At 53.0% G+C, this 25,431-nt stretch carries 26 protein-coding genes, 1 tRNA gene and 1 riboswitch; of the genes, 20 read left to right on the top strand and 7 right to left on the bottom strand.

Features of this window, described 5'->3' with window-relative positions; all coding sequences use genetic code 11:
- Positions 1–9 precede the first annotated feature (9 nt).
- From HMPREF1207_RS13615 to HMPREF1207_RS13645, 7 genes are all read right to left on the bottom strand, one after another.
- Positions 10–771, bottom strand: a complete 762-nt coding sequence (locus HMPREF1207_RS13615; RefSeq protein ID WP_009677016.1) for an amidohydrolase family protein — start codon at positions 769–771, stop codon at positions 10–12.
- Positions 768–1,652, bottom strand: coding sequence for a class I fructose-bisphosphate aldolase (locus HMPREF1207_RS13620; RefSeq protein WP_009677106.1), 885 nt, complete (start codon positions 1,650–1,652; stop codon positions 768–770). The genes HMPREF1207_RS13615 and HMPREF1207_RS13620 overlap by 4 nt, the downstream gene beginning before the upstream one ends.
- 725 nt (positions 1,653–2,377) lie before the next feature.
- Positions 2,378–2,451: transfer RNA gene (locus HMPREF1207_RS13625), tRNA-Arg, on the bottom strand.
- Between the two features lie 81 nt (positions 2,452–2,532).
- Positions 2,533–3,066 (bottom strand): tRNA adenosine(34) deaminase TadA, encoded by a 534-nt coding sequence (tadA, locus tag HMPREF1207_RS13630; RefSeq protein ID WP_009677004.1) that lies wholly within the window; start codon positions 3,064–3,066, stop codon positions 2,533–2,535.
- Positions 3,067–3,663: 597 nt separating this feature from the next.
- Positions 3,664–4,866 (bottom strand): alanine racemase, encoded by a 1,203-nt coding sequence (gene alr, locus HMPREF1207_RS13635; protein ID WP_009677096.1) that lies wholly within the window; start codon positions 4,864–4,866, stop codon positions 3,664–3,666.
- A 155-nt stretch (positions 4,867–5,021) separates the two neighbouring features.
- Positions 5,022–6,155, bottom strand: a complete 1,134-nt coding sequence (ald, locus tag HMPREF1207_RS13640; protein ID WP_009676981.1) for an alanine dehydrogenase — start codon at positions 6,153–6,155, stop codon at positions 5,022–5,024.
- Positions 6,156–6,292: 137 nt separating this feature from the next.
- Entirely contained in the window at positions 6,293–7,519 is a 1,227-nt protein-coding gene (locus tag HMPREF1207_RS13645; RefSeq protein WP_009676988.1) for a PucR family transcriptional regulator, read from the bottom strand.
- A 352-nt stretch (positions 7,520–7,871) separates the two neighbouring features.
- On the opposite strand from HMPREF1207_RS13645, the gene HMPREF1207_RS13650 reads away from it, so the two are divergent.
- The 20 genes from HMPREF1207_RS13650 (at position 7,872) to HMPREF1207_RS13750 (ending at position 25,419) form a co-directional block, all read left to right on the top strand.
- A complete protein-coding gene (locus tag HMPREF1207_RS13650) occupies positions 7,872–9,299 on the top strand; it encodes an amino acid permease (RefSeq protein WP_009677003.1) in 1,428 nt (475 codons plus the stop codon).
- A 185-nt stretch (positions 9,300–9,484) separates the two neighbouring features.
- Positions 9,485–9,940, top strand: coding sequence for a hypothetical protein (locus HMPREF1207_RS13655; protein ID WP_009676990.1), 456 nt, complete (start codon positions 9,485–9,487; stop codon positions 9,938–9,940).
- Between the two features lie 273 nt (positions 9,941–10,213).
- Positions 10,214–11,314 (top strand): redox-regulated ATPase YchF, encoded by a 1,101-nt coding sequence (gene ychF, locus HMPREF1207_RS13660; protein WP_009677072.1) that lies wholly within the window; start codon positions 10,214–10,216, stop codon positions 11,312–11,314.
- A gap of 215 nt (positions 11,315–11,529) precedes the next feature.
- On the top strand, positions 11,530–12,600 hold the full coding sequence (prfA, locus tag HMPREF1207_RS13665; protein ID WP_009677084.1) for a peptide chain release factor 1: 1,071 nt from the start codon (positions 11,530–11,532) through the stop codon (positions 12,598–12,600).
- A 7-nt stretch (positions 12,601–12,607) separates the two neighbouring features.
- Positions 12,608–13,510 carry a peptide chain release factor N(5)-glutamine methyltransferase gene (prmC, locus tag HMPREF1207_RS13670; protein WP_009677038.1) on the top strand — a complete coding sequence of 301 codons (903 nt, stop codon included), beginning with the start codon at positions 12,608–12,610 and terminating at the stop codon, positions 13,508–13,510.
- Positions 13,511–14,175: 665 nt separating this feature from the next.
- Entirely contained in the window at positions 14,176–14,886 is a 711-nt protein-coding gene (spoIIR, locus tag HMPREF1207_RS13675; RefSeq protein WP_009677037.1) for a stage II sporulation protein R, read from the top strand.
- A gap of 29 nt (positions 14,887–14,915) precedes the next feature.
- On the top strand, positions 14,916–16,001 hold the full coding sequence (locus tag HMPREF1207_RS13680; RefSeq protein ID WP_009677104.1) for an L-threonylcarbamoyladenylate synthase: 1,086 nt from the start codon (positions 14,916–14,918) through the stop codon (positions 15,999–16,001).
- Between the two features lie 241 nt (positions 16,002–16,242).
- Positions 16,243–16,815, top strand: coding sequence for a manganese efflux pump MntP (locus tag HMPREF1207_RS13685; RefSeq protein ID WP_009677045.1), 573 nt, complete (start codon positions 16,243–16,245; stop codon positions 16,813–16,815).
- Between the two features lie 84 nt (positions 16,816–16,899).
- Positions 16,900–17,481 (top strand): low molecular weight protein arginine phosphatase, encoded by a 582-nt coding sequence (locus tag HMPREF1207_RS13690; protein ID WP_009676966.1) that lies wholly within the window; start codon positions 16,900–16,902, stop codon positions 17,479–17,481.
- Positions 17,482–17,583: 102 nt separating this feature from the next.
- Positions 17,584–17,664, top strand: a riboswitch (ZMP/ZTP riboswitch).
- 164 nt (positions 17,665–17,828) lie between these two features.
- Entirely contained in the window at positions 17,829–18,287 is a 459-nt protein-coding gene (gene rpiB / locus HMPREF1207_RS13695; RefSeq protein ID WP_009677057.1) for a ribose 5-phosphate isomerase B, read from the top strand.
- 29 nt (positions 18,288–18,316) lie between these two features.
- Complete coding sequence (locus HMPREF1207_RS13700) at positions 18,317–18,976, top strand: TIGR01440 family protein (protein WP_009677103.1); 660 nt, start codon at positions 18,317–18,319, stop codon at positions 18,974–18,976.
- 103 nt (positions 18,977–19,079) lie between these two features.
- Positions 19,080–20,330 carry a serine hydroxymethyltransferase gene (gene glyA / locus HMPREF1207_RS13705; protein WP_009677114.1) on the top strand — a complete coding sequence of 417 codons (1,251 nt, stop codon included), beginning with the start codon at positions 19,080–19,082 and terminating at the stop codon, positions 20,328–20,330.
- 240 nt (positions 20,331–20,570) lie between these two features.
- Positions 20,571–21,200: a uracil phosphoribosyltransferase gene (upp, locus tag HMPREF1207_RS13715; protein ID WP_009676968.1), complete on the top strand. Its 630-nt coding sequence runs from the start codon at positions 20,571–20,573 to the stop codon at positions 21,198–21,200.
- 24 nt (positions 21,201–21,224) lie between these two features.
- Positions 21,225–22,361 (top strand): non-hydrolyzing UDP-N-acetylglucosamine 2-epimerase, encoded by a 1,137-nt coding sequence (wecB, locus tag HMPREF1207_RS13720; RefSeq protein WP_009676984.1) that lies wholly within the window; start codon positions 21,225–21,227, stop codon positions 22,359–22,361.
- A gap of 197 nt (positions 22,362–22,558) precedes the next feature.
- Positions 22,559–22,792 carry an AtpZ/AtpI family protein gene (locus HMPREF1207_RS13725; protein ID WP_009677071.1) on the top strand — a complete coding sequence of 78 codons (234 nt, stop codon included), beginning with the start codon at positions 22,559–22,561 and terminating at the stop codon, positions 22,790–22,792.
- Positions 22,785–23,153, top strand: a complete 369-nt coding sequence (locus HMPREF1207_RS13730) for an ATP synthase subunit I (RefSeq protein WP_009677002.1) — start codon at positions 22,785–22,787, stop codon at positions 23,151–23,153. The genes HMPREF1207_RS13725 and HMPREF1207_RS13730 overlap by 8 nt, the downstream gene beginning before the upstream one ends.
- Positions 23,154–23,179: 26 nt before the next feature.
- Positions 23,180–23,959 carry a F0F1 ATP synthase subunit A gene (gene atpB, locus HMPREF1207_RS13735; RefSeq protein WP_009677116.1) on the top strand — a complete coding sequence of 260 codons (780 nt, stop codon included), beginning with the start codon at positions 23,180–23,182 and terminating at the stop codon, positions 23,957–23,959.
- Positions 23,960–24,065: 106 nt separating this feature from the next.
- Positions 24,066–24,278: a F0F1 ATP synthase subunit C gene (gene atpE / locus HMPREF1207_RS13740; protein WP_009677035.1), complete on the top strand. Its 213-nt coding sequence runs from the start codon at positions 24,066–24,068 to the stop codon at positions 24,276–24,278.
- A 110-nt stretch (positions 24,279–24,388) separates the two neighbouring features.
- On the top strand, positions 24,389–24,874 hold the full coding sequence (atpF, locus tag HMPREF1207_RS13745) for a F0F1 ATP synthase subunit B (protein ID WP_009677031.1): 486 nt from the start codon (positions 24,389–24,391) through the stop codon (positions 24,872–24,874).
- Positions 24,871–25,419: a F0F1 ATP synthase subunit delta gene (locus HMPREF1207_RS13750; protein ID WP_009677091.1), complete on the top strand. Its 549-nt coding sequence runs from the start codon at positions 24,871–24,873 to the stop codon at positions 25,417–25,419. Before atpF ends, HMPREF1207_RS13750 begins: the two co-directional genes overlap by 4 nt.
- Positions 25,420–25,431 lie beyond the last annotated feature (12 nt).

Here is a 25,431-nt window from a genome sequence, read left to right on the forward strand (position 1 = left end):
CGGCGAATATTATAGTCCAAGCAAGCGTGAAATGGTATGATGCAAAATCGTTTCCTTATCCGCATCGGAGATGGAGAGACGGTCGATTTTGACCTTTTCTACGAATGGGTCCGACAAGGGAAACTCGGAACCGAACATAAGTTTATCCGGCCCCGCCAGTTTAACAGCGGTCTGAATCGCCAGCGGGTTGCCCGTAGACGTTTCCAGGTAAACATTTTCCCTTCGTGCCGCTAATTCTATGGCATCTATATCGAGCGGGCCGAATCCCATATGGCCGATAACGAAGTTAGTACCGGGAAAAGCTTCGGCGAGAGAACCCAGTGCGGCCGTGTTTGCGGTTGCTTGAATGACTAGGTGCGTATAGAAGGGAATTCCATAGTCCCCGCACAGGGCGGCAAGCTCTTTAACGACGTCTCCCATAAGAGAAATCTGATGGACAAGAGGTGACAGCTTGAGGCCTTTGAAGCCGTCTCGATAGGCCTTCTCCAGGGAAGCCAGAGCCGCCGGAGCCCCGTCGTTAGGATTAATGCAGCAGATTCCGTAAAATTTGTCCGGGTATTCACGGATAATATCCAGCACGGTATCGTTGGGCGGATCCGTCAGGATCGGCTTTTCCTCTCCGGTGATGTACCGGGTCATGCGCCTAACGTCCAGCATGCCGCCCGGCACCAGGACGGCTTTGTCTATACCCGCTGATTTCATATCGTCCAGCAGCCGTTCGGGGCTGCTGTAATCTTGTCTCGATATGTGGGCGTGGCCATCAATGATCATGCGTATTCCTCCCAGGGGTCAAATTGTACGGCGGCAATTCCGGGGTCGGTCTGCTTCGTGATAAGCGGCATGCGGGAGGAGGCGGCTAAGTAGGTCTCGTAAGCCTCCTCCGCGCTGCAGTCCTTATGAACAAGATCTCCGAGCGCACGGCACATATCATCGGGGCGGGAATCCTCAAACAGATTCCGGCCTATGCACAGACCTTTGCCCCCGGCATCGAGCATTTCCCTGATCCCACGGAAAAAAGCCAGTTTGTCGCCGACCGAGCTTCCTCCGGCCATCAGTACGGGGATGTTAAAAGCGGCTACGGCTTCAGCCGCTCTCTGCGGAGTAACCGGCGTCTGGACTTTGACAAGATCCGCGCCCAATTCTCCGGCAATACGGACCGCATGGGCTATTTTGTTGGTCGCCGCCGCTCCCCCCGAAAGATCTTCTTCAGGAACGTTCATCATTGCCAGGACCGGAAGGCCCCAAGCATAAGCCTCATCACAGACAAGACCGAGGTCGCGCAGCATCTCATGTTCCTGGGGGACGCCCAGGTTAATATGTACGGAAAGGCCGATAGCTCCGATTTGCAGGCCGTGACGGACAGTCGATACGATTTGCTTATTGGACATATCCGGTGACATTTGAGTGGACGCCGAGAGATGGAGAATAAATTCGGTTCCCCACGGCGATTCACTGCTTTCAAGGGCACGACGGATGGCTCCCTTATGAGCAATGATAGCCTGCAGTCGGAACCGGTTGGCCATACGAAGCAAAGCCGGCATGGAGGAGATTCCGTTAAGAGGTCCGTAGGTGGTGCCGTGATCAACCGGAAGCATGAAAGCGCGGCCGGATTTCGGATGAAAAATCTTTGAAAGACGCAGCAATTTACTCATACATAGATCTCCTTTCCGATGAACATGCAAAATAAGAAAGAACCCCATTCTCTGAACTGTACGAAAATGGAAGTGATACCGGACAGGCCGAAAAGCGCAAGCTAAAAGATTGTTGCTGAATGTTATGAATGGTCTTGAAGTGAGGATCTCAAAAAATCGTTCTTTTGTCACAGTACGAATAATCCGGAAGATAGGGGTGAAAAGAGGAAGTAGGCCAATAGATTCGAAATGGATGAAATGTAAATAGATACATAAAGATCCATAACCATCTCTTCAACTATGATTTTACTTTTTTAGACAAAAAAAGTAAATTAAAATTTCGTTAAATTGCTCAAAAATCTTTAAATTAAGTTTTAGTATTTAATTTTGGCCTGGCTGTTTTTAAATGGCGAAAGGAAATGATGCGAATGATGCATGAATTCGGAAACCCTGATTGGAGTAAGGGGACGAAGGGGGGAGAACGGCAATAAAGGATCAATTTCGCTATATAAGAAGCGGAGGGAAGCGAAACGGGAGGGGAATATATTTCTAATCTGAGTTAAAATTTGTAATAAATTGTAAAAATAATTTGTCGGTTGGAGGGAGAAAAGAAAAACCGGCTCTACCAAAGAGAAATGCTGCCCAAATTAACCCCGCAAGAAAACGCGCAATCAATGCCGAGTTTAATCTATGCCGTAAAAAGGAAAAAACCCTTGTGTACCAAGGGTTTTTGAGCGAATAGAGAACGCGCCCGAGAGGATTCGAACCTCCGACCTGCAGTTTAGGAAACTGTCGCTCTATCCTGCTGAGCTACGGGCGCAAATAAATTCCGTTATTCAGTATACCACAGAATGGTTTGAGGGAGGAAGAATCTCCAAGGCAAAACCTTAGAGGAGCGAGGTTACTCCTCCGCTGGAAGTGCCTTCTTCGCTTCCTTGGCCCGGCGGCGCAGTTCCCGGAAGAAATCAGTCAACTGGGAAGCGCACTCGGGCTGCAGCACCCCGCTGATCACGTCAACGCAGTGGTTGAAGCGCTCTTCCTGCAGCAGGTTCATCAGCGTTCCGGCACAGCCCGCTTTGGGATCCGGCGTGCCGTAGATCACCTGGGGAACGCGTGACTGGACGATGGCGCCCGCGCACATCGGGCACGGCTCCAGCGTGACGTAGAGCCTGCAGTCCAGCAGCCGCCAGGCTCCCAGCTTCTCGCTGGCTTCGCGTATCGCGATAATCTCCGCATGAGCGGTAGGATCAAGCGAGGTTTCGCGAAGATTGTGGCCGCGTCCGATGATCTCGCCGCCGCGGACAATCACGGCCCCGATGGGAACTTCCATCAGCGCTTTTGCTTTGTCCGCTTCGAGCATGGCTTCCCGCATCCATTTTTCGTGTTCGGCTTGTATAGGATTATGAGAATCATGGTCAAACTGTACGGTTTCCATAAAGTTGTTTCTGCTCCTTGTCCGGCCTGTTACAGCAGTTATGAGGGAAGAAAATGAAGTTATGCCCCGAACGTTCATTCCCTTTGTTAACATGTTGTGGATAAAAGTGTGGATAACTTCATTCATTGTACCTGTGAATCGTACATTAGTCTATCCAAAATGAGCGACGCAGGCAAACAACGCTATTTGTAAAATAGGATAAATAAACACAACGTATTTAAGGATAGTAGATAAAAGAAGAGAAAAGTGCGAAGCATAAACCCGCGTGAATACTGAGGAAAATTCAGTTTAGTTGCAAAATTCGGAAAATTCAAACACGGTGAAAAAGAACGAAATTCTACTCATCGGGAAACCCGAGAATTCTCAAACGTTACCCACAAGTGGATAACGTTTTCCGGTGAATATTTGTTAACAACTTGTGGATAACGATGTTAACAAGTGATAAATCTGTGGATAGTGTGTGACTAACTTATTGAATATACCATGGCTTGACCACGAAAAAAAGAACCCGATCCTTAAAGAGGGAACGGGTTCGTACTGTTTTATAACTGGGCTCCGGAATACGGGGAGGAACCGGCTCTTCTATTTTCAAACCTATCAGGACGGAGAATCCTGAGCAGGTATTTCACCGATCAGATTGTTGACCGAGGCTGCGGGCTTCCCTTTATGGAGGTACACTCTGGGGACCCGTTTTCCGATCAGGCAAACGACTTCGTAATTGATGGTGTCCATCAGTTCCGCGATTTCATCCACATGAAGAAACGCGTCTCCGGATTTGCCGAAGATCGTCACCAGATCGCCTTCCTCGGTATTCTCCACGTCCGTGATATCCAGCATCGTCTGATCCATGCACACTCTGCCGGCGATTCTGACGCGTCTTCCGTGCAGGAGCATATCTCCGCGGTTGGAGAGGGACCTGGAGAGGCCGTCCGCATATCCGGCCGGGATAGTGCCGATCCGGGTGGGCCGTTCGGCGACGAAGGTGCTGCCGTAGCTGACCGGCGTTCCGATCTCGACGTCTTTCACCTGGACGAGCCGAGTCTTGAACTGCATCGCCGGCTTCAGAGGGTGAGTGTCCCGCTCGGAGGCTACGGAGGGCAGCAGGCCGTACAAGCTGATCCCGACACGGACCATGTCCAGGTGCATGTCGGGATACTGCATCGTAGCGGCACTGTTGCAGCAGTGGCGCAGCGGGATGTCGATGCCGTCGTCGGAGAGGTGATCGACGATGTCCATAAACCGCCGGAACTGCTCGCGGGTAAAGGTATCGTCTGCGCTGTCGGCGGTTGCGAAGTGCGTAAAGATCCCTTCAAGAGCTACTCCCGGCGTCTGAATGGCTTGGCGGGCGAAGCTGAGGGCTTCCTCCGCTGTTCTCACGCCGATCCGGGTCATGCCGGTATCTACTTTGAGATGGATGCGTGCCGGCGTCCGGGACGACACCGCCGCGGCGGCTCCGACCGCCTCCAGTACGTCGGCCGTAAACACCGTGAGCGTCACGCCGGCGCGAACGGCTTTCTTGACGGAACGGGGCGGCGTATAGCCCAGTACAAGCAGCGGCTCCGTGATGCCGGCCGCACGCAGCTCCAGCGCCTCGTCCAGCAGAGCGACGGCGAGGTATTCCGCGCCTGCGCGGAGAGCGGCACGTGCGGTTTCGTAGGCCCCGTGGCCGTATCCGTCGGCTTTGACGACAGCCATCAGCTTGCAGTCGCGCTGCAGATTTTTTTTGAACGTACGGGCATTGTGTTCGATCGCGTCTAGCGAAATTTCCGCCCAAGTATCGCGGTAACTGGCAGGATGCATGCAGAATTCGCCTCCAAAAACATTTTGACGAGAACTAACCCGAAAAGAGGTAAATCCCCCCGAAGCAGCTTCGAGGGGATGAAAGCCGCGGAAACCGCGGTATATTTTCGTTAAAGTGACGGATGCGCTTGGCTGGCTCTAAGAAAAGGACCGGTTTAGGAAGAAACCGAAATTTTGTCCAAAGCCTTGCCGACCGGCACGTATTCGTAGCCGAGATCGCGGGCAACCGCTTCATACGTAATGGAACCGCCGGCAACGTTGACGCCAAGCTGAAGAGCGGCGTTGTCTTTCACGGCTTGCAGTACACCTTTGCCTGCGATTTGCAGGGCATAAGGGAGGGTGACGTTGGTCAGCGCCAGAGTAGACGTGCGCGGAACCGCACCCGGCATGTTGGCAACCGCATAGTGAACGACTCCGTGCTTCACGTAAGTCGGATTGTCGTGCGTCGTGATTTTGTCGACGGTTTCGATGATACCGCCTTGGTCGACGGCCACGTCAACGACTACGGAGCCCGGTTTCATGGAAGCGATCATCGCTTCGGAAACCAGCTTAGGCGCTTTGGCACCCGGAATGAGAACGGCGCCGATCACGAGGTCCGAAGCCGCAACCGCTTCCGCAATGTTCAGCGGGTTGGACATCAGCGTGTTCACCTGATTGCCGAACAGGTCGTCCAGCTGACGAAGGCGTTCAGGGCTAAGATCGATGATCGTTACGTCCGCGCCCAGACCGACCGCAAGCTTCGCCGCGTTCGTACCTACGACACCGCCGCCGATAACGGTTACTTTGCCGCGCTGTACGCCCGGTACGCCCGCAAGAAGGATCCCTTTGCCGCCGTGCGGCTTCTCCAGGAACTGAGCGCCGATTTGAGCGGACATGCGTCCGGCCACTTCGCTCATGGGAGTAAGCAGCGGAAGCGTACGGTTCACTTCGACCGTTTCGTAAGCGATAGCCGTTACGCCTTTAGCCGTGAGTGCTTTAGCCAGCTCAGGCTCTGCCGCAAGGTGAAGGTAAGTGAAGAGAATGAGACCTTCGCGGAAGTACTCGTATTCGGAAGCAAGAGGTTCTTTAACCTTCATAATCATGTCCGCTCCGGCCCATACATCTGCCGCCTGATCGATCAGGGAAGCTCCTGCTGTTAAGTATTCTTCGTTCGTAAAGCCGCTTCCGATACCGGCATTCTTCTCCACGAGAACTTCATGACCTGCTTTAACAAAAGCCACAACGCCCGAAGGAGTTACGGCGACACGATTTTCGTTGTTTTTGATTTCTTTAGGAACACCTATCCGCATAAGAACTGCCTCCTTAGATTAGGAAATCTAAGGCTAGTATAGTTTTGAAAACGCTTTTTTGCTTCGTGTACTTTCCAGAAAAAAGCGCCCGCTTTTTGTGTAAATCCACAAAGCTTGCCACAGAATGCCGAATGGCGCTACAGTTTTTCGCTTTTCAAATCGAGATATAGGCTGACTTTCTGGTCCATATCTTTCAGATCGATGTTGCCAATCTCGGAAATCCGTTTCAGCCGATAGTTTAGCGTGTTGGTATGAACGTGGAGAGCATCGGCGGCGTCTTTGACGTTGCTGTCCTGCAGAAGAAATATTTCCAGTGTATGCAGGAGATTGCCGTTATGCTCCCGGTCGTACTGCCGCAGTTTAAGCAAGGACGGGTTGGTGTGGGCGTGAATCCGGTTTTCCTCGGCCATAAGAGGAAGAAAGCGATAGAAACCGAGATCCCGGTAATGGACAAACCGTTTCGTTTCCTGGGGAAACTGCCGCTTCACCTGAAGAACGGAGAGAGCTTCCCGGTAGCTTTTTTCGACAAGGCCGTAGTCTTCATAGATATTGCCGATAGCGGTTTGTCCGGGGGAGACACCGAACCGGTCTTTCATCTGCTGGGCAAAGAGCCGCAGGAACTCCGAGGAATCCGCCGCAAACTGATTACGGGAAGAAGAGGTCCCGAGCAGAACAAGCTGGGTGCGGTCGACAATATGAAGGGCGATCCGGATCCGCTGGGTCGTACTGATAAGGTACCGGATCTGCTGAGCCCTCTGCTCGCTGATATCCGAATCGAATTCGACGACCATGACCTGGAAGCAGTCCATGAGAGGAATGCCGAGCTTATCGGACTTTTGCCGGACGGCGTCGCCCGAGGATATATGGCCGGTGAGCAGCTGCCAGAAGAAGTCCTCGAATCCTTCCTGCTCCTTGCGTTTCTGCTGCTGCAGCTGCAGCAGCTTGGTCTTGGCCGCGCGGGAGGCGTGCTTAAGCTGTAGGAAATCGGCTTCTTCCAATAAGCGTGCATCCTCCAGCACCCAAATGTAGCCCAGCACCTCGCGGTTGTTGCGGATGGAAATGGCGATGCGGCGGCCGAGTTTGACGTCGTCCAGCGCTTTGATGGGCACAGGATCCTCGCTTTTCATCAACTGCTGAATAAACCCCTCGCGCCAGAGGCTGGCGATAACCTTCTCGGGCACGCGGCGGCCGACGATCGTGGCGATCCGTACGGGGTCGGTCTGAGCTTCGTGCGTGCTGTACGCGATCAGCCGATGGTTGGCGTCTTCTATGGTGATGGCGCAGCCGAGCACCTCGCTGATGGTATCCGCCAGTGCTTCCAAACTTTCAAAACTTCGGTCGAACGGATTTAATTCGTTGCTCATGCGGGTCTTGACTCCATTTCCTTTGGCTTGCGAAGCGGTTTATTTTATATAAGTAAGGTTCATTTAATGTCGGTACTTTTATTATAAAACGATTGTGCGAAAAGCCATAGACGGAATGCGCCGGTTTGTGCATTTGCACAAATCGCGGAAGAAACATTCTCATAATCACACAAAAACAGAGCCTACACAAATATGCTACACTTCTTTTTGTAAATGAAGCGCTTTCAATAAACATAAAACTAATGATAACGCTTACTTTTACAGAAATTAGCTACTTTTGGTGGACAGACTTCACGCCCTTAGGGAGGGTATAATCAGTACACGTTTAAGACGAATTTTTCAGGAGGTACCTATGTCCAAAAAAACTCAGCCCAATGAACTGCAAAGAGGATTGGAACAACGACATATCACCTTGATGTCACTTGGTGCCGCCATTGGTGTAGGCCTGTTTCTCGGCTCCGCATCCGCGATCAAACTTGCCGGTCCCGGCATTCTGCTGGCTTACGCGCTCGGAGGTCTCATTATTTTCTTCATTATGAGAGCCCTCGGGGAAATGGCCATTGAAAATCCCGTAGCCGGTTCGTTCAGCCGGTATGCGAGAAATCATATTTCACCTCTTTTCGGATATTTGACCGGTTGGAACTATTGGTTCCTATGGATAATCACCTGTATGGCCGAAATTACGGCAGTCGGCATTTATATGGAGTACTGGTTCCCGGGAACTCCGCGCTGGCTCTGGGCCCTTGGTGCGCTTATTCTCATGAGCGCCATTAACCTGATCGCCGTTAAAGCTTACGGGGAATTCGAGTTCTGGTTCGCTTTGATTAAAATTGTCACGATTATCGGCATGATTGTTATCGGAGCCGGGATGATCTTCTTCGGACTCGGCAACGGCGGCATCGCGGTCGGATTCAGCAACCTTTGGAGCCACGGAGGATTCCTCCCTAACGGGGTAACGGGTCTCTTGCTTTCTTTCCAGATGGTTATGTTCGCTTATCTGGGCGTTGAGATGATCGGGGTAACCGCGGGCGAAGCCCAGAACCCTGAGAAAACCCTGGCAAAAGCCATCGACACTGTCTTCTGGCGTATTCTTATTTTCTACATCGGCGCACTTGTTGTCATCATGTCCATCTATCCGTGGGATGAAATCGGCAAAGCCGGCAGCCCGTTCGTGATGACGTTCGAGAAAATCGGAATTCCGGGAGCCGCGGGCATTATCAACTTCGTTGTCCTGACTGCAGCCTTGTCTTCCTGCAACTCCGGTATTTTCAGTACGGGCCGCATGCTCTTCAACCTGGCTCAGCAGGGCGAGGCGCCGGATTCCTTCCGTAAGGTTTCCAAAAGCGGCGTTCCGGGCAAGGCCATCGTCGTATCGGCCATCGCGCTTCTTATCGGCGTCATTCTGAACTATATCGTTCCGGAAAAAGTGTTTGCCTGGGTAACAAGTATCGCCACTTTCGGAGCCGTATGGACATGGGCGATGATTCTCATCTCCCAAATGAGATACCGTAAGAAACTAAGCCCGGATCAAGTTCGTAATCTTAAGTACAAGATGCCGCTGGCGCCTTATACATCCTATATCTCTTTGGCATTCCTCGTGCTCGTCATTGTTCTTCTCGGCTTCTCCGAGGATACGCGCGTCGCGCTGATTGTCGGGCCGATCTGGCTGATCGCTCTCGTTGTCGTTTACTACAGCAGGGGATATCACCGGAAAAACGCGCTTCCCGAAAAGAACTCCGATAGCGCCGGAATCAGCATTAATCCTCAGTCTGAACTGTAAGTCCGGTTCTTGAATGAACAAAACGTTTATAAAGGTAAGGACGGATTCTGAAATGGAGTCCGGACTTGCCTTCTTTTATTTTCAGTAAAATTTACGAAAAACCCTTGTTTTTGGAAGCCCGATCTGGAACTTTTAAGGACTTCCGGTCGTTATAAAACTAAGAGCGTTTTCAGGAGGGGGTCAGGTTGTCAGCCAACCGTGAAGCAATGGGACAAAAGCAATTCGCCAAAGGTCATTTCCTGTTCATCCTTGGAACTTGTCTGCTCAGCTTGCTGCTGGGTATTTTATATACCCCGATATGGGGAGGAGAAACGGCATTCTCCATTCAGTTTATTGCACACGAAATCGTGGCCGAACCCCGCGGGTTAAAGCTCTGGGCTTATCTTTCCATCGGTCTGGGGGCCATCTTGCTGGCCGGATTGGTCGGACTGATCCGGCCCGGAAAAGCTTGCGGACTCAGCTGTATCGTCCTGGCCGGAATAGCGGGCGTTCTTGTGCTGATTCAGCTTCCGCCCGTTTTTCTGTGGGGGATGGTGCTTCCGGTAGATGCCGCTGCCTGGGTCCCGATCTTACTGCATGGGACGGCTCTGTTTGTCGGACTGTGTGCGGCGGGTCTGCTCAAAGGCTTGAAATATAAATGACAGAATGGAATTCATACATAGAATCGGGTAACGAAGATCAGAATCGGCTTTTCAAAGGAAGCGGAAAACGAAAGCAGGCTAAATGAACATCCTGTCCTTTTTTCTTAAAATGGGGTCAGGATGTTCGGTCGTCTATCGGCAAAAAACCCTAATCGGTTAAGCGGAATTCCTCCTTAATCCCCCTGAATTAAGCAAATTGTAACCCCTTGACGAATGGTTTATAATAGAATATGGTGCATTTTTTTAATTTGAGAACCAAGGAGTGTCACATACATGGCTTTGAAAGCAGGAATCGTCGGGTTGCCGAACGTAGGAAAATCGACGCTATTTAACGCGATTACACAAGCGGGTGCCGAATCCGCAAACTATCCTTTCTGCACGATTGATCCGAACGTCGGTGTAGTTGAGGTGCCTGACGAAAGATTGCAGAAACTGGCCGATATTGTGAATCCGAACCGGATCGTGCCGACTGCTTTTGAATTCGTCGATATTGCAGGTCTGGTCAAAGGCGCGAGCAAAGGCGAAGGCCTTGGGAATAAATTTTTGGCAAACATTCGCGAAGTGGATGCGATTGTGCATGTCGTCCGCTGTTTTGTGGACGAGAACATTACCCACGTGTCCGGTAAAGTCGATCCGATCTCCGATATCGAGACGATTAACCTGGAGCTGATCCTGGCGGACCTGGATTCCGTGGAGAAGCGCATCGACCGTTCGCGCAAAAATATGAAAGGCGGCAACAAGCAGTATGCCGCTGAAGTGGAATGCTTCGAGAAGATCAAGGAAGCTTTGTACAACGACCAGCCGGCCCGCAGCGTGGAGCTGACGGACGAGGAGCGTGTGCTTGTGCGCGACCTTCATCTGCTGACCATGAAGCCCGTGCTTTATGCCGCTAACGTGAGCGAAGCGGAAGTGGCGGACGGCGATAACAACCCTTACGTGCAGAAGGTCCGCGAGTTTGCGGCTCAAGAAGGCGCGGAGGTTGTGGCCATCAGCGCGAAGGTTGAATCCGAGATCGCCGAGCTCGAAGGTGAAGACAAAGAAATGTTCCTGGAAGAGCTCGGTCTTCAGGAGTCCGGTCTTGACCGTCTAATTAAAGCGGCCTACAAGCTGCTCGGTCTTTACACCTACTTCACGGCCGGTGTTCAGGAAGTAAGAGCTTGGACCATCCGCAAAGGAACGAAAGCTCCGCAGGCGGCTGCCGTCATCCATACGGACTTCGAACGCGGTTTTATCCGGGCGGAAGTTGTATCTTATGAAGATTTGACCGCAACCGGCTCGATGAACGCGGCCAAAGAGAAAGGCCAGCTTCGTCTGGAAGGCAAAGAATATATCGTACAGGACGGCGACGTGATGCACTTCCGTTTCAACGTTTAGGGTGCAGATACGGCTGTGTCCTTAGCTTGATACGGTGTTATATAGAACAGGCGGGAACGTACATCCCTCGGCGGTATAGAGGCCCTTGAACGGTTAACCGGTCACCTACGTAAACTATCCTGACCGCTGCCGAGAGGTGCGTTTAGTATTTAAGCTGTTTGCAAAAGCAGCGCAAGGCCCTGATTATTTTGACATTATGGTAAGGAGTGGTCCAAATGCTGGATCGTTTGCAGGCTCTGGCGGATCGCTATGAGAAACTGAGCGAGCTGCTCTGTGACCCGGATGTAACGAGCGACACGAAGAAGCTCCGGGAATTCTCAAAAGAACAATCCGACCTACAAGAAGCCTACGATGCTTATGTGGAATACAAAGACGTGCTGGAACAGCTGGATGCGGCGAAAGCGATGCAGGCTGAGAAGCTTGATGACGAAATGCGGGACCTCGTGAAAATGGAGATCGAGGAACTGTCCGGCCGCAAAGACGAGCTGGAAGAGCGTCTGACGGTGCTCATGCTGCCTAAAGATCCTAACGATGACAAGAACGTGATCGTGGAAATCCGTGGCGCGGCCGGCGGTGACGAGGCAGCTTTGTTTGCCGGAGATCTGTACCGCATGTACTCCAAGTTCGCGGACGCCCAAGGGTGGAAAACCGAAGTGCTGGAAGCGAACCTCAACGACCTCGGCGGATTTAAAGAGATTATTTTCATGATTAACGGCAAGGGCGCATACAGCAAAATGAAATACGAAAGCGGCGCACACCGCGTTCAGCGGATTCCCGTTACGGAATCGGGCGGCCGTATTCATACATCTACTTCCACGGTCGGCGTAATGCCCGAAATGGAAGAGATCGATATCGAGATCAAGGACAGCGATATTCGGGTTGATACGTTCTGCTCCAGCGGAGCGGGCGGCCAGTCCGTTAATACGACGAAGTCCGCGGTCCGGGTTCTCCACGTGCCGACAGGCATTATGGCGACCTGCCAGGACGGCAAGTCTCAGAACGATAACAAGGCGAAAGCGCTGCAGGTTCTGCGCGCGCGCATTTACGACGTTAAACGTCAGGAAGAAGAAGCGAAGTATGCCGGGGAGCGTAAGAGCAAGGTCGGCACGGGTGACCGCAGCGAGCGCATCCGGACCTACAACTTCCCGCAAAGCCGCGTAACGGACCACCGCATCGGTCTTACGCTTCACAAACTGGATACCATCTTGAACGGAGACATGGACGAAATCGTCAATGCTCTGACTATGACGGCGCAAGCCGAGCTTCTTGAAAAAGGGGAGCAATAAAACCATCATGAACAGGCTTATTTATCAAGCCGGCATGTCAATCCGAGAAGCCTATACCCAGGCTTCTTCTTTTTTCAAAGAGCGGCAAATCCAGGACGCGGCTATCTGTGCGGAGATTCTGCTTCAGCACGTGCTGGGTCTGAGTCGGACGGAATTCTTCTTCCGGATGGAAGAGCCCTTTCCCGCTGCGCATGCGGAGCAGTGGGGCGAGGTCGTGGAGCGTAAGGCCGCGGGCGAGCCGGTGCAGTACATCACCGGCGAGCAGGAGTTCTACGGCCTAACGCTCCGGGTCACGGACGCGGTCCTGATCCCGCGTCCCGAAACCGAGCTCCTCGTGGAGGAAATCCTCCGCGAGGGCTCGCGCCTGTTCCCGCAAGGCGCTCCGCTCCTTGCGGATATCGGCACCGGGAGCGGAGCTATCCCGGTGAGCCTGTTGCATGCGCGCCCCGATTGGCGCGCGGCGGCATGCGACCTCTCGCCGGAGGCGCTGGAGGTCGCCAAGGGCAACGCCGAACGATGCGGCGTAGGGGAGCGGATCGCCTTCTGCGAGGGCGATCTGCTCCTGCCCTGCGTCGAACGGGGGCTGCCCGTCGACATCCTGGTTTCGAACCCGCCGTACATTCCGGCGGGGGATTCGCCGTCGCTGCAGCCGGAGGTGCGCGACTATGAGCCGCATCTCGCGCTGTTCGGAGGCGAAGACGGGCTGGATCTGTACCGGCGGCTGGCCGGCCAGATCCCTCTGCTGCCGAAGCAGCCGAGGCTGGTCGGGCTGGAAGTCGGCATCCATCAGGCGGAGGCAGTGGCGGACCTGCTGCGCGCAGCGGGGGAGTGGAGCGAGATCCGCTTCGTTAAGGACCTGGCTGGGATCGACCGGCATGTCATAGCGATACAGGACCCCTCAGAAGCCTGACTCTGGCAGGACCCGCACAAAGCAGTCAGAGGCCGGTCACAGGCTATGAATCCTTGATTGGAGCGGCGAAGCCCAAGTCCTAGACGACCACGTCGGAGATATTCAGTGAGTTGATGTCGATTTCATGACTGTCCGGGTTAACAAAGGACTTTGGGCCGCGTCTTGTATCGGCAAACGTTAGTCTGACCGGTAGCTCAAAGGATTTATCGTCGTACGCAAATAGCGTGTGGCTGTGAGAAATCCGCTTGCTTAGGAAACCGACTGCGTGCAACGGGGGGGAAGGATGGCGAACCCCATTTTTGACGTGGGTATAGCGAAAGAATAGCTTTTAAACAGAGAGATGCTGAAGGCTTTGCTATTACCCTTCCCCTAACGGGAAATCTATAAACCTCGTATCTAGCGAGCATCAATTTTTTAAGAGATATCAGCACGTTCGCCATACAGGCCCACTATGAAAGTCCTGTGCTGCGATAACGTCGCTGCGATTGCCGGTCACTTTCCTAAAGGTTTCTATGTTTCACACCCACAAATTGTTCCACGTGAAAAAATCATAGATTGCTAGTTTAAAAGAATTGCCTTTTGACCATACTAACCGTTACAGAGGAAGAAACAGAGAACAGCTTCGAAGCTGGCGCTGTTTTTCCGGGAAACGGGAGGGAATTATTATGGTCATCCGCAAATCATACAAGCACTTGTTTTATACGTTTTTCGCTCTTGCCATCATGATGATGAGCTGGGAAGGTACACGTTCGAATGCGGCTCTGGCGGAAGGGGCTATCCCGGACCAGTCGATCCGTCTTCGCATACTGGCCAACTCCGATAAGCCGGAGGATCAGGCCATCAAGCGGCTGGTGCGGGACGCCATTGTCGCTCAGATGAACGAATGGGTCACCGGACCGCATTCCATTGACGAAGCGAGGCAAATTGTGCGGCAAAACCTTCCGGTTCTGGAAAAAGTCGTCCGCGATACACTGACATCCCGCGGTCTGGGAGGACTTCCTTACACAGTGGAGCTCGGACAGGTGCCGTTCCCGACCAAAATGTACGGCAACCGCGTCTATCCGGCCGGGGATTACGAAGCTCTTCGTGTATCTCTGGGCGAAGGGAAGGGCCAGAACTGGTGGTGCGTGCTTTTTCCTCCACTTTGCTTTGTAGACGGCGTGTCGGGCGAAGCGGTGGCCCAGGCGGCTCCTGCTGAAGACGGCGGGGAAGGACCCGGTGAAGCCAAAACCGCTGGCATGCAGAAAAAAACGGCCGATGCTCCCGCCGAAGGATCGGCGGCGGCTGCAACTGCCGGCGGAGATACGGAAGTGAAATTTTTTCTGTGGGAACTGCTTCAAGGTATCATCGGATTCTTCCTGAATCTGTTCAGATAAATTTCGGAAACCAGTAAGGGTGAACAGCATTGACAACGACTAAACTATGGCAGATTCACGATGAAGCCGGAACGGGGACGGGGACAAGAGAAACGGCGGATAAAGCGATTGCCGAAGCTGCCGGTCTTCTCGTTCAGGGAGAGACCGTAGCGTTTCCGACCGAAACGGTATACGGCTTAGGAGCCGATGCGACGAATTCCGCTGCGGTCGAAGGCATTTACCGGGCCAAGGGCCGTCCGTCGGACAACCCGCTGATCGTCCACATCGCGGACCGCTCCCAAATGGACGCGTTCGCGGAGGGCGCGCCGGCCGAGCCCCTGCGCAGGCTCATGGACGCCTTCTGGCCCGGGCCCCTGACGGTCATCGTGCCGGTCCGCGCGGGCGCGGTTTCCCCGCTGGTCACGGCGGGGCTGTCTACCGTCGGGGTCCGCATCCCCGACCATCCTGTCGCCTTGGCGCTGCTGCGCGCCGCAGGTTGCCCGGTTGCGGCCCCGAGCGCGAACAGCTCGGGGCGTCCCAGCCCGACGATGGCGGAACACGTCGCCGATGATCTCGGCGGACGAATCGGCGGCATCGTCGACGGGGGTCCGACGGGCGTCGGCGTAGAGTCGACCGTCGTGGAGTGGGCGTCCGGGGCGGTCTACATCCTGCGCCCCGGCGGGGTGACGGCCGAGCAGCTGCGCGAGGCGCTGTCGGACGTGCCGGTGCGCGAGCCTGTGCGCACCGGGGAACCGGCCGGGACACCGCGGGCTCCCGGCATGAAGTACGCGCATTATGCCCCGAAGGGGAGCATGCGCGTGGTGCTGGGCGACGATCCGGAGGCCGTCGCCGAGTGGATGCGGCGTGACCTGGACGCCGCCAAGACCCGCGGTGAGCGCACGGGCGTGCTCACCTATGACGAGCGCCGCGGTCTGCATCACGCGGACGCCGTAATCTCCTCCGGCCGTCTGGCCGAGCCGGAGACGATCGCGCGCGGGCTGTATGCCGCGCTCCGGCAGTTCGACCGCGAGGGAGCGACGTATATTCTCGCGGAAGGCTGCCCGGACACGGGAATAGGCCGTGCCGTCATGAACCGTCTGCTGAAAGCGGCGGGTCAGGAAGTCATCCGGGTTTAAACACACAAGGGCAAACCCGGTGCCCGTAGAACGGGCTCTTAAGCTCTCCGGTTCGTATAAGGTAACTGCCGTCAGAAGCTAAAGCTTCAGACAGTTGCAGGTCCCACGGAACGTCTTTATTCTTTTCCGTTCCGAAAAGCAGCCGCCTGTATCGGTTATGCAGACAAGTACAAGTCCATAGCATGTTTCCCGGTTTGTCCGCATATCTTGAGAGAGAAAAAGTGGACAGGGGGAAATACCAATGGCGGCACTGGCGGGCGTGTCACCTTTCGTATGGGGCCAACTGGTGACGATCTTCATCATGGCTATTGCGCTTGGTTTTGACGCGTTTTCTTTAGGGATTGGAATCGGAATGAGGGGTATACGCCTGCTGCATATTCTTAAAATCAGCATCGTGATCGGTCTCTTTCATATCCTCATGCCGCTGCTCGGCATGTATGCGGGACATTATCTCGGTTCTTTACTCGGACAAGTTGCCGTGGCGGCCGGGGGCGGACTGCTCATTTTGTTAGGATCCCATATGATTTACAGCTCGTTCCGGGGAGAAGATTCCAATGCATTCGATCATCGTACCTTCTGGGGAATGGTCCTGTTTGCGTTAAGCGTGAGCGTGGATTCTTTTTCTGTCGGCGTTTCGCTGGGGATTTTCGCAACGGATGTGGTTTTGACGGTGCTGCTTTTCGGATTGCTGGGCGGAGGCATGTCGATTCTGGGGCTTATGCTCGGGCGTCATGTGGGAAGCTGGATCGGTGAATACGGAGAAGCGCTGGGCGGTGTGATTTTGCTGCTGTTCGGTCTGAAATTTCTGCTGTAAAGTGTCCCTGATTTCAAAAAAACGGTACAATATATAGAGAGCGGAATAACCCGTTGGAATACTCTGTAAGGAGGTAGATGAAACATGAAACAGATCCTTTTTGTCTGTACCGGAAATACATGCCGCAGCCCGCTGGCTGAAGGGATTCTGCGCCATATGGCCCAGCAGGATAACCTGGAAGTCCATATCCGTTCTGCAGGGGTTTTTGCTTCCGACGGCAGTCCGATTTCCCGGCAATCTTCCTCCGTTTTGCGTGAAAAAGGCTGTGAAGCTTCTATCAGCTCCAGTCTTCTCAGATCCGCAGACGTGGATTGGGCCGATCTCATCTTAACGATGACACAAGATCATAAACGCGCCGTTATTCAGCGGTTCCCGCAGGCGGCGGATAAAACACATACACTGAAAGAATTTGTAGAAGACGATCCCAAGGTTGTCACGGCTGCCGCGGAATGGGAGAAGCTGATTGCCGAAGTGCAGGTTAAGCATGCCCTTTCCGAAGAAATCACGATAGAAGAGCGGACACGGCTCATCCACTTGGAAAAACAACTCCCGGATTACGATATTTCCGATCCTTACGGCGGTTCGTTGGAGCTTTATCGCCATACGGCGGAAGAAATCGAAGAAGCGCTCGTTAAACTGGTTCAAAAGCTAAAGGAAAGCCGATGAGCGTCAAAGGGTCGCAGTATCTTTCTGCCCGGCCTAACAAAATCTTCATTTTTTAGCGGCTTTACAGTTTTGCGGGAATACGGTAAGATAGGGGCATAAAAGAAGACCCGGTGTAACTGGCGACGAGTGGGTGTAACCACAGTGGAGCATCGGGGTATACGGCCGGTCGCCTGGGCAAAAGAGCAGTACATGCGTATTTACGCGTGTCATGCTCTTTTTTTCATTGTCTCTTAACGATTATAGAGGTGCAGGTTAAGTCGGAATTTGCCGGTTTTTTTCTCCGGCTGATCGGTTTGGGTTATAATAGAGCCAAACGCAGTTTATTCCCACCCGAGGAGGGCTTTTCAATGAAAATTGCAATTGGCGCCGATCACGCCGGATACCGGCTTAAAGATGTTATCGTTCCTTACCTGGAATCGTTAGGTCATGAAGTGAAGGATGTAGGCTGCAACTGTGAACAATCGGTCGACTATCCGGACTACGCCGTTCCGGTTTGCGATATGGTGCTTAACGGGCAGGCGGACAAAGGTATTCTGATTTGCGGTACAGGCATCGGCATGACCATTGCCGCGAACAAAATGCCGGGCATCCGCTGCGCGCTTGTGCACGATATGTTCTCCGCGAAAGCAACCCGGGAGCACAACGACACGAATGTGCTTGCTATGGGAGAACGCGTAATCGGACCCGGCGTGGCGCAGGAAATCGTCAAGATCTGGATTGAGACCGAGTTTTCGCACGGCGAACGTCATGAGAACCGCCTGAACAAAGTGAAGCTTTTGGAAGAGAAGAATACGATTCATCCGTAAGGAGCTCTATTTTAAATGGAGGTGATCGTATGAATGACGGTGAGAAAGCCTGGCTGGACGGAATAGGGCCTGCGGTTGAGGCCAATTTCCGGGCGCTGATCGAAGCTGGCGGCTTGAAGCGCGGCCAGATCGTCGTGTTCGGTACCTCGACCAGCGAGGTCCGGGGCCAGAGAATCGGCACGTCCGGTACGCCGGAAGCGGCCGAGCGCATTTTCGCCGCCGCTGTCCGGGTGGCGGAAGAACACGGGCTGCGGCTCGCCTTCCAGTGCTGCGAGCATTTAAACCGCGCGCTTGTCGTCGAAGAAGCGCTGCTGGAGCAAGACTCCCGGCTAGAGCCGGTGAATGTAGTGCCGGTGCCCAAGGCGGGCGGCTCGATGGCCGCCCATGCTTACCGGCACCTAGTGCGCGCATGCGTCGTGGAAGAGATCGCCGCCCATGCGGGCATCGACATCGGCGACACGCTGATCGGCATGCACCTCCGCCGGGTAGCCGTCCCTGTGCGCCCGCCCGTGAAACGGGTGGGTGAGGCGCACGTGACGATGGCGTATACGCGTCCGAAGCTGATTGGCGGACAACGGGCGGTGTACGAAGCTGCCTCGGAGAGCCCGGGCATTCCCGTACTCGTCGGCGCTGTTGCTCCTGCCCGGACAAGTCCGGGAAGTGCGGCAGACAGCGGCGCCTGCGAATAATGCATCTGGAGCCGAGATAAGCGGGGGACCTTTTTTCCTGCTTATCCGGCTTGTACAAAGTGAAACTGATTGTGATTTTAAAATCAATGGGAGGTTGTTATAGATGGTAGAATTTTTGCGTAAACAGGACCCGAAAATCGTTGAGGCTATGAACCTGGAGCTTGGCCGTCAACGCGACAAAATCGAGCTGATCGCTTCCGAAAACTTTGTAAGCCAGGCGGTTCTTGAAGCTATGGGCACCGTGCTGACGAACAAATACGCGGAAGGCTACCCGTCCAAGCGTTATTACGGCGGCTGCGAGTACGTGGATATCGTCGAAGATATCGCGCGCGACCGTGCGAAGGAACTTTTCGGGGCCGAGCATGCCAATGTACAGCCTCACTCCGGTGCTCAAGCGAATATGGCCGTTTATCTGGCCGCGCTGAAGCCGGGCGACACAGTCCTGGGTATGAACCTGGCGCATGGCGGACACTTGACACACGGCAGCCCCGTCAACGCGTCCGGTATCCTCTATAATTTCGTAGCTTACGGCGTAAGCGAACAGGATTCCCGCATCGATTACGACGATGTCCGCAAAGCCGCGTTCAAACACAGACCACGGATGATCGTTGCAGGGGCAAGTGCTTACCCGCGCATCATCGATTTCGAAAAACTGGGCCAAATCGCGGACGAAGTCGGCGCCCTGTTTATGGTTGACATGGCTCACATCGCGGGTCTTGTTGCGGCAGGTCTGCATCCGAACCCGGTTCCGCATGCCCATTTTGTCACGACAACGACTCACAAAACGCTTCGCGGACCGCGCGGCGGTTTGATTCTGTGCCGCAAGCCATGGGCTGCCGCAATCGACAAAGCCGTATTCCCGGGCTCCCAAGGCGGACCGCTGATGCACATCATCGCCGCTAAAGCCGTTGCGCTGGGAGAAGCCCTGCAAGCCGACTTCAAAACATACGGAAAGAACGTTATTGATAATGCCAAAGCGCTGGCTGAAGGCTTGACGGCCGAAGGCATCAACCTCGTTTCCGGCGGTACGGACAATCACCTGATCTTGATCGACCTGCGCAGCCTGAACATCACGGGTAAAGACGCCGAGCATCTGCTTGACGAAGTGGGTGTGACCGTCAACAAGAACGCGATTCCGTTCGATCCGACCAGCCCGTTCGTAACCAGCGGTATCCGTATGGGTACGCCTGCCGCGACTTCCCGTGGAATGGATACGGAAGCCATGAAGCAAATCGCCAAGATTATCGCCCTTACGCTTAAAAATCCGAGCGATTCCGCCGTTCACGAGCAAGCCCGCGGACTCGTTAAAGAAGTTACCTCCAAATTCCCGCTGTACACGGGATTGGAATATTAATTCTTCCATATAAAATAGCCTGCTTTCCAGTAGGCGGTTTGTGAATCGGGGAACCCGTAAAGGGTTCCTTTTTTTATGAAAAAAAAGAGGGCGGATTGTTCATACAAAAGCAGATTCTTGTCATAAGAGAGTGTGCTTTTTGGGGAGGATATATAAACAGACATATGATATAATGGACGAGGTTTGTGGAAAGTTGGAAAGACATCCAGATCAGCCAGATCGATATTCGGGAGGAATACTATGAGTAAGGTGTTCATTTGCGACCACCCCTTGATTCAGCACAAACTCACATACATAAGAGACGTAAATACGAAAACCAAGGATTTCCGTGAATTGGTGGATGAAGTCGCCACTTTGATGGCGTACGAGATTACGCGTAATATCCAGCTGGAGAACATCCAGGTCAAAACGCCTGTAGCGACTGCGGACTGCCGGATTATTTCCGGACGCATGCTCGGGATTATCCCGATTCTCCGCGCAGGACTCGGCATGGTGGACGGGATTCTGAATCTGATTCCGGCTGCGAAGGTAGGCCATATCGGGCTGTATCGCGACCCCGAGACGCTTCAACCTGTCGAGTATTATGTGAAATTACCCACAGATGTACAGGAAAGAGAATTGATCGTCGTGGACCCTATGCTGGCGACGGGCGGTTCCGCTAACCTGGCTATCACCGCTTTGAAAAACCGAGGATGCGTGCAAATCAAGCTGATGTGCCTGATCGCCGCTCCTGAAGGGATCGAAGCCGTCCAGAAAGAGCATCCGGACATTGACATCTATGTGGCCGCTATCGACGATTATCTGAACGACCACGGTTACATCATTCCCGGTCTGGGAGACGCGGGCGACCGTTTATTCGGTACGAAATAAAGTATTTTGGGGGGACGTACGTTCATGAAAAGGTTGAAAGTCATTACGATTTTCGGTACAAGACCGGAAGCCATCAAGATGGCTCCGCTTATTTTGGAGCTTCAGAAGCATCCGGAACAGATTGAATCACTCGTGGCCGTAACGGCCCAGCATCGTCAAATGCTGGATCAGGTGCTTGAGTTGTTCAATATCCAGCCAGATTTCGACCTCAACGTCATGAAGGACCGTCAAACACTCAACGAAGTTACTATCCGGGTTCTTCAAGGCCTGGAGCCTGTTTTCCGCGAAGCGAAGCCGGACCTGATTCTGGTGCACGGCGATACGCTGACCACCTTCCTTGCGAGCTATGCGGCCTTCCTGCAGCAGATCAAAGTCGGCCATGTGGAAGCGGGCTTGCGGACCTGGAACAAGATGTCGCCGTATCCGGAGGAGATGAACCGTCAGTTGACGGGCGTCCTCGCGGATTTGCACTTTGCTCCGACCCAGTTGTCGGCGGGCAACCTGCGCAAAGAGAATAAATCGGAAGACACGATTTATGTTACCGGCAACACCGTAACGGACGTATTCCAGTACACCGTGAAGAAGGACTTCCACCATCCGGTTCTGGACTGGGCGGAAGGCAAGCGTCTCATCTTGATGACGGCCCACCGCAGGGAAGCGCAAGGCGAGCCGCACCGCCAGATCTTCAACGCGGTCAAGCGCATTGCGGACGAATTCGAGGATGTCGCGATCGTGTATCCGGTTCATCCGAGCCCGGCCGTTAAGGAACCGGCTTATGAGATTCTGGGCAACCACCCGAGAATTAAACTGATTGATCCGCTCGACGTGTTCGAATTCCATAATATTTATCCGCATACTTATATGATTTTGACAGACTCCGGAGGTATGCAGGAAGAAGCCCCGTCTTTCGGAATTCCGACCTTGGTTCTTCGTGACACTACGGAACGTCCGGAAGGCGTAGAAACCGGGAACTTGGAAATGGTTGGTACAGACGGGGAAAAAGTTTACGAGCGCGCACGCGCATTGCTCACCGATCCGCAAACGTATGATCGTATGAAAGACGCTGTGAACCCTTATGGGGACGGACAAGCTTCCCGCAGAATCGTGCAGGGAATCCTTCACCATTTCGGCTATAAAACGGAAAAACCGGACTCTTTTTGACGCAACTCTTTCGACATTGTGACGATGCAATGACAAAGGTCACACTGTACAGTTCCACTGTTTGGTTTTAAATGCTGAAATCCCTTGATATACAAGGGATTTCGGCAGTGCTGTTCACGAAATGTTTGATTTTATACGAATTGACAAAGTAGACTTTGCTCCGATACAATATATGAGGATTGATAGGGGTCAAAGCCATGAAAAACAAAGGAAACCGCGATAATCCTTGGAGGGCGGCCGGCCTTGTAGGCGCACTCGGGCTTGATATCGCTATCTGTACACTGCTCGGCTACTTCGCCGCGAACTTCGCAGTCCAGCGTTTTGGCGGTCCGAGAAGCTGGATAGTAGCAGGCGTGATGCTTGGTCTCTTCGCGGGGATCGCTTCGGTTATCATGCTGCTTAAGAAGTTTCTGGAGGAACCCGATGAATGACCTGCTCAAGAAAGCTATGCGTATCGCACTTCTGCTTCTCGCCGCATGTTTACTGGTCTGGGCGCTTGTCCCTTCCGTACGCACGGTAGTTGCAGGATTATCAGTAGGTGCGGTTGCAAGCGGCATCAATGCTTTGCTCCTTCAGCGCAGAGTCGATTTGATCGGCAAAACTGTTGCAGAGCGGGGCGCACAGCGCATGAGTCTCGGATTTTTAAGCCGTCTGGCTACCGTGCTCCTTGCCGTTATGATTGCGCTTAAATTTCCACAACATCTTGATATCGCCTCAACCATTATTGGTTGCTTTTTGGTTCCATTTATACTTTTGCTAGTCGGCATTTTGAGTCGTCCACACAAACCGTAATGCATGGAAAGGGGTGAAATTGGAAAATGCATGAGTTTCCCGTGCTACACTTCGAAAATGGTATCGATATTGACATTTCAACCTTTTTGGCGATTATCGTATCCTGCGTGGTTGTGTTAGTCCTGGCTCTTCTGTCCGTGCGGAATCTGTCCGTCGACAAACCTTCCAAATTGCAAAACTTTATGGAATGGGTCGTTGAGTTCGTTCATAACACGATTGCGAGTACGATGCCGCTCAGCAAGGCAAAGTCCTACATTTCGTTAGGATTGACATTAATTATGTTTATCTTTGTCTCCAACCTTCTCGGTCTTCCGTTCGGTATCGTAACCGACCATCATAATGGATTTACGCTATTCGGTCAGCAAGTCTTGACGGATGCCCGTATTCATGAGCTGGAGGCAGCAGGCAAGCATGCTTCTGTGGCTTGGTGGAAATCACCGACAGCCGACCTTTCCGTAACGTCCGCACTCGCCCTGATGGTGTTTGTTATGACGAATACACTCGGTTTGACACAGAACACGAAACATTATCTGAAGCATTACTTTGAGCCGTTCTGGTTCTTCCTGCCGCTGAACATCATTAAAGAGCTTTCCAAGCCGTTGACGCTTGCTCTTCGTTTGTTCGCGAACATCTTTGCGGGTGAGGTTCTGATCTCCACCATTATGATGCTGGGTGTTGTAGGGATACCGCTGCTCGCCGTTTGGCAGGGCTTCAGTATCTTCGTAGGTGCCATCCAGGCATTCTTGTTCACCATCCTTACCATGGTTTACATTTCCCAGGCTACCGTTCATCATGAAGATCACTAAATGATCGGCTCAGCTGCGATTAGCAGCTCTGCGCGGCTTCCGCAAGGCGTGGGATCCATATACACATTACAGGTACAAAACCTATTTTCTGAGGAGGAAATTTTTCATGGAATTCCTGGCAGCAGCATTAGCAATCGGTTTGGGCGCACTTGGCGCTGGTATTGGTAACGGTCTGATCGTAAGCAAGACAGTAGAAGGTATCGCTCGTCAACCTGAGCTTCGTGGTACTCTGCAAACAACTATGTTTATCGGTGTTGGTATCGTCGAGGTTGTTCCGATTATCGGTGTCGTTCTGGGCTTCCTGATTTTCTTCAAATAATTCGCATAGCCTCGGTTGGGCGGGGAAGGCCTGAGCCATCCGCGCCTTCGCTATGAATTAGGTTTTTGAAGAATCGCCCCAGCACACAGTTACGGAAAGGAGTGACTCGAATGTCTTGGAATTGGGAATCGTTCGTATTCGCGCTTGTCGCGTTCGGAATTCTATACTGGGTGCTCAGCAAATACGCCTTCGGTCCGTTGCTCGCAACGATGGAAGAGCGCAGAAAGCTGATTGCCGACCAGATGAACTCTGCTGACGCAAGTCGTGTTCAAGCCGAGCAAATGCTCGAAGAACAGAAGCAGGTAATTCAAGAGGCACGTAAAGAAGCTTACCAAATGATCGAGCAAGCTAAATTGACGAGCTCCAAGCAAGCCGAAGAAATCGTCGATAAAGCGAAAGGCGAAGCGGACCGCGTGAAAGAAGAAGCGGTACGCGAGATCGAAAGCGAGAAAAACAAAGCGGTTGCAGCACTGCGCGGTCAAGTTAGCGCTATGTCCGTTATGATCGCTTCTAAAATTATTGAAAAGCAAGTTGACGAAAAGTCACAGGAAGAATTGGTGAACCATTACCTGAATGAGGTAGGGGGATCTAAATGAGTGACATCGTGGTAGCGAAAAGATATGCGAAAGCACTTTTTGAAGCTGCGAAGGAGCAGAACACGGTCGCTCAAGTTGAAACTGAACTGACCGAGATTGTTCAGACGATCCAGGATCATGCGGAACTGCGCAGCGTTCTGGATCATCCGAATATCGACGTGCCTGCGAAACGTCAGCTTTTGTCGAACATCTTTGCGGATCGGATTTCTCCGCTCGTTATGAATACGATTAAACTCCTGATCGATAGAAGACGGCAATCCCTGCTTCCTATTGTACTGTCCGACTTTGTTCAGATTTCCAACGAGTCGCTTGGCCAGGCAGACGCTACGATTTACACAGCCCTGCCGCTGTCTGAAGTACAAGTCAAGGAAATTGCAGACAACTTTAGCCGTATGACCGGCAAACAAATTCGTGTACAGACGGTAGTCGACCCGAGCTTGCTTGGCGGCATTACTGTTCGGATCGGTGACCGTCTATACGACGGCAGTTTGGCTGGCAAACTCGAACGTTTGGAAAAATCGCTGAAACAAGCTCAAGCAATGTAGATAGGGGTGAGG

The organism is Paenibacillus sp. HGH0039 (assembly GCF_000411255.1).
GTDB lineage: Bacteria > Bacillota > Bacilli > Paenibacillales > NBRC-103111 > Paenibacillus_F.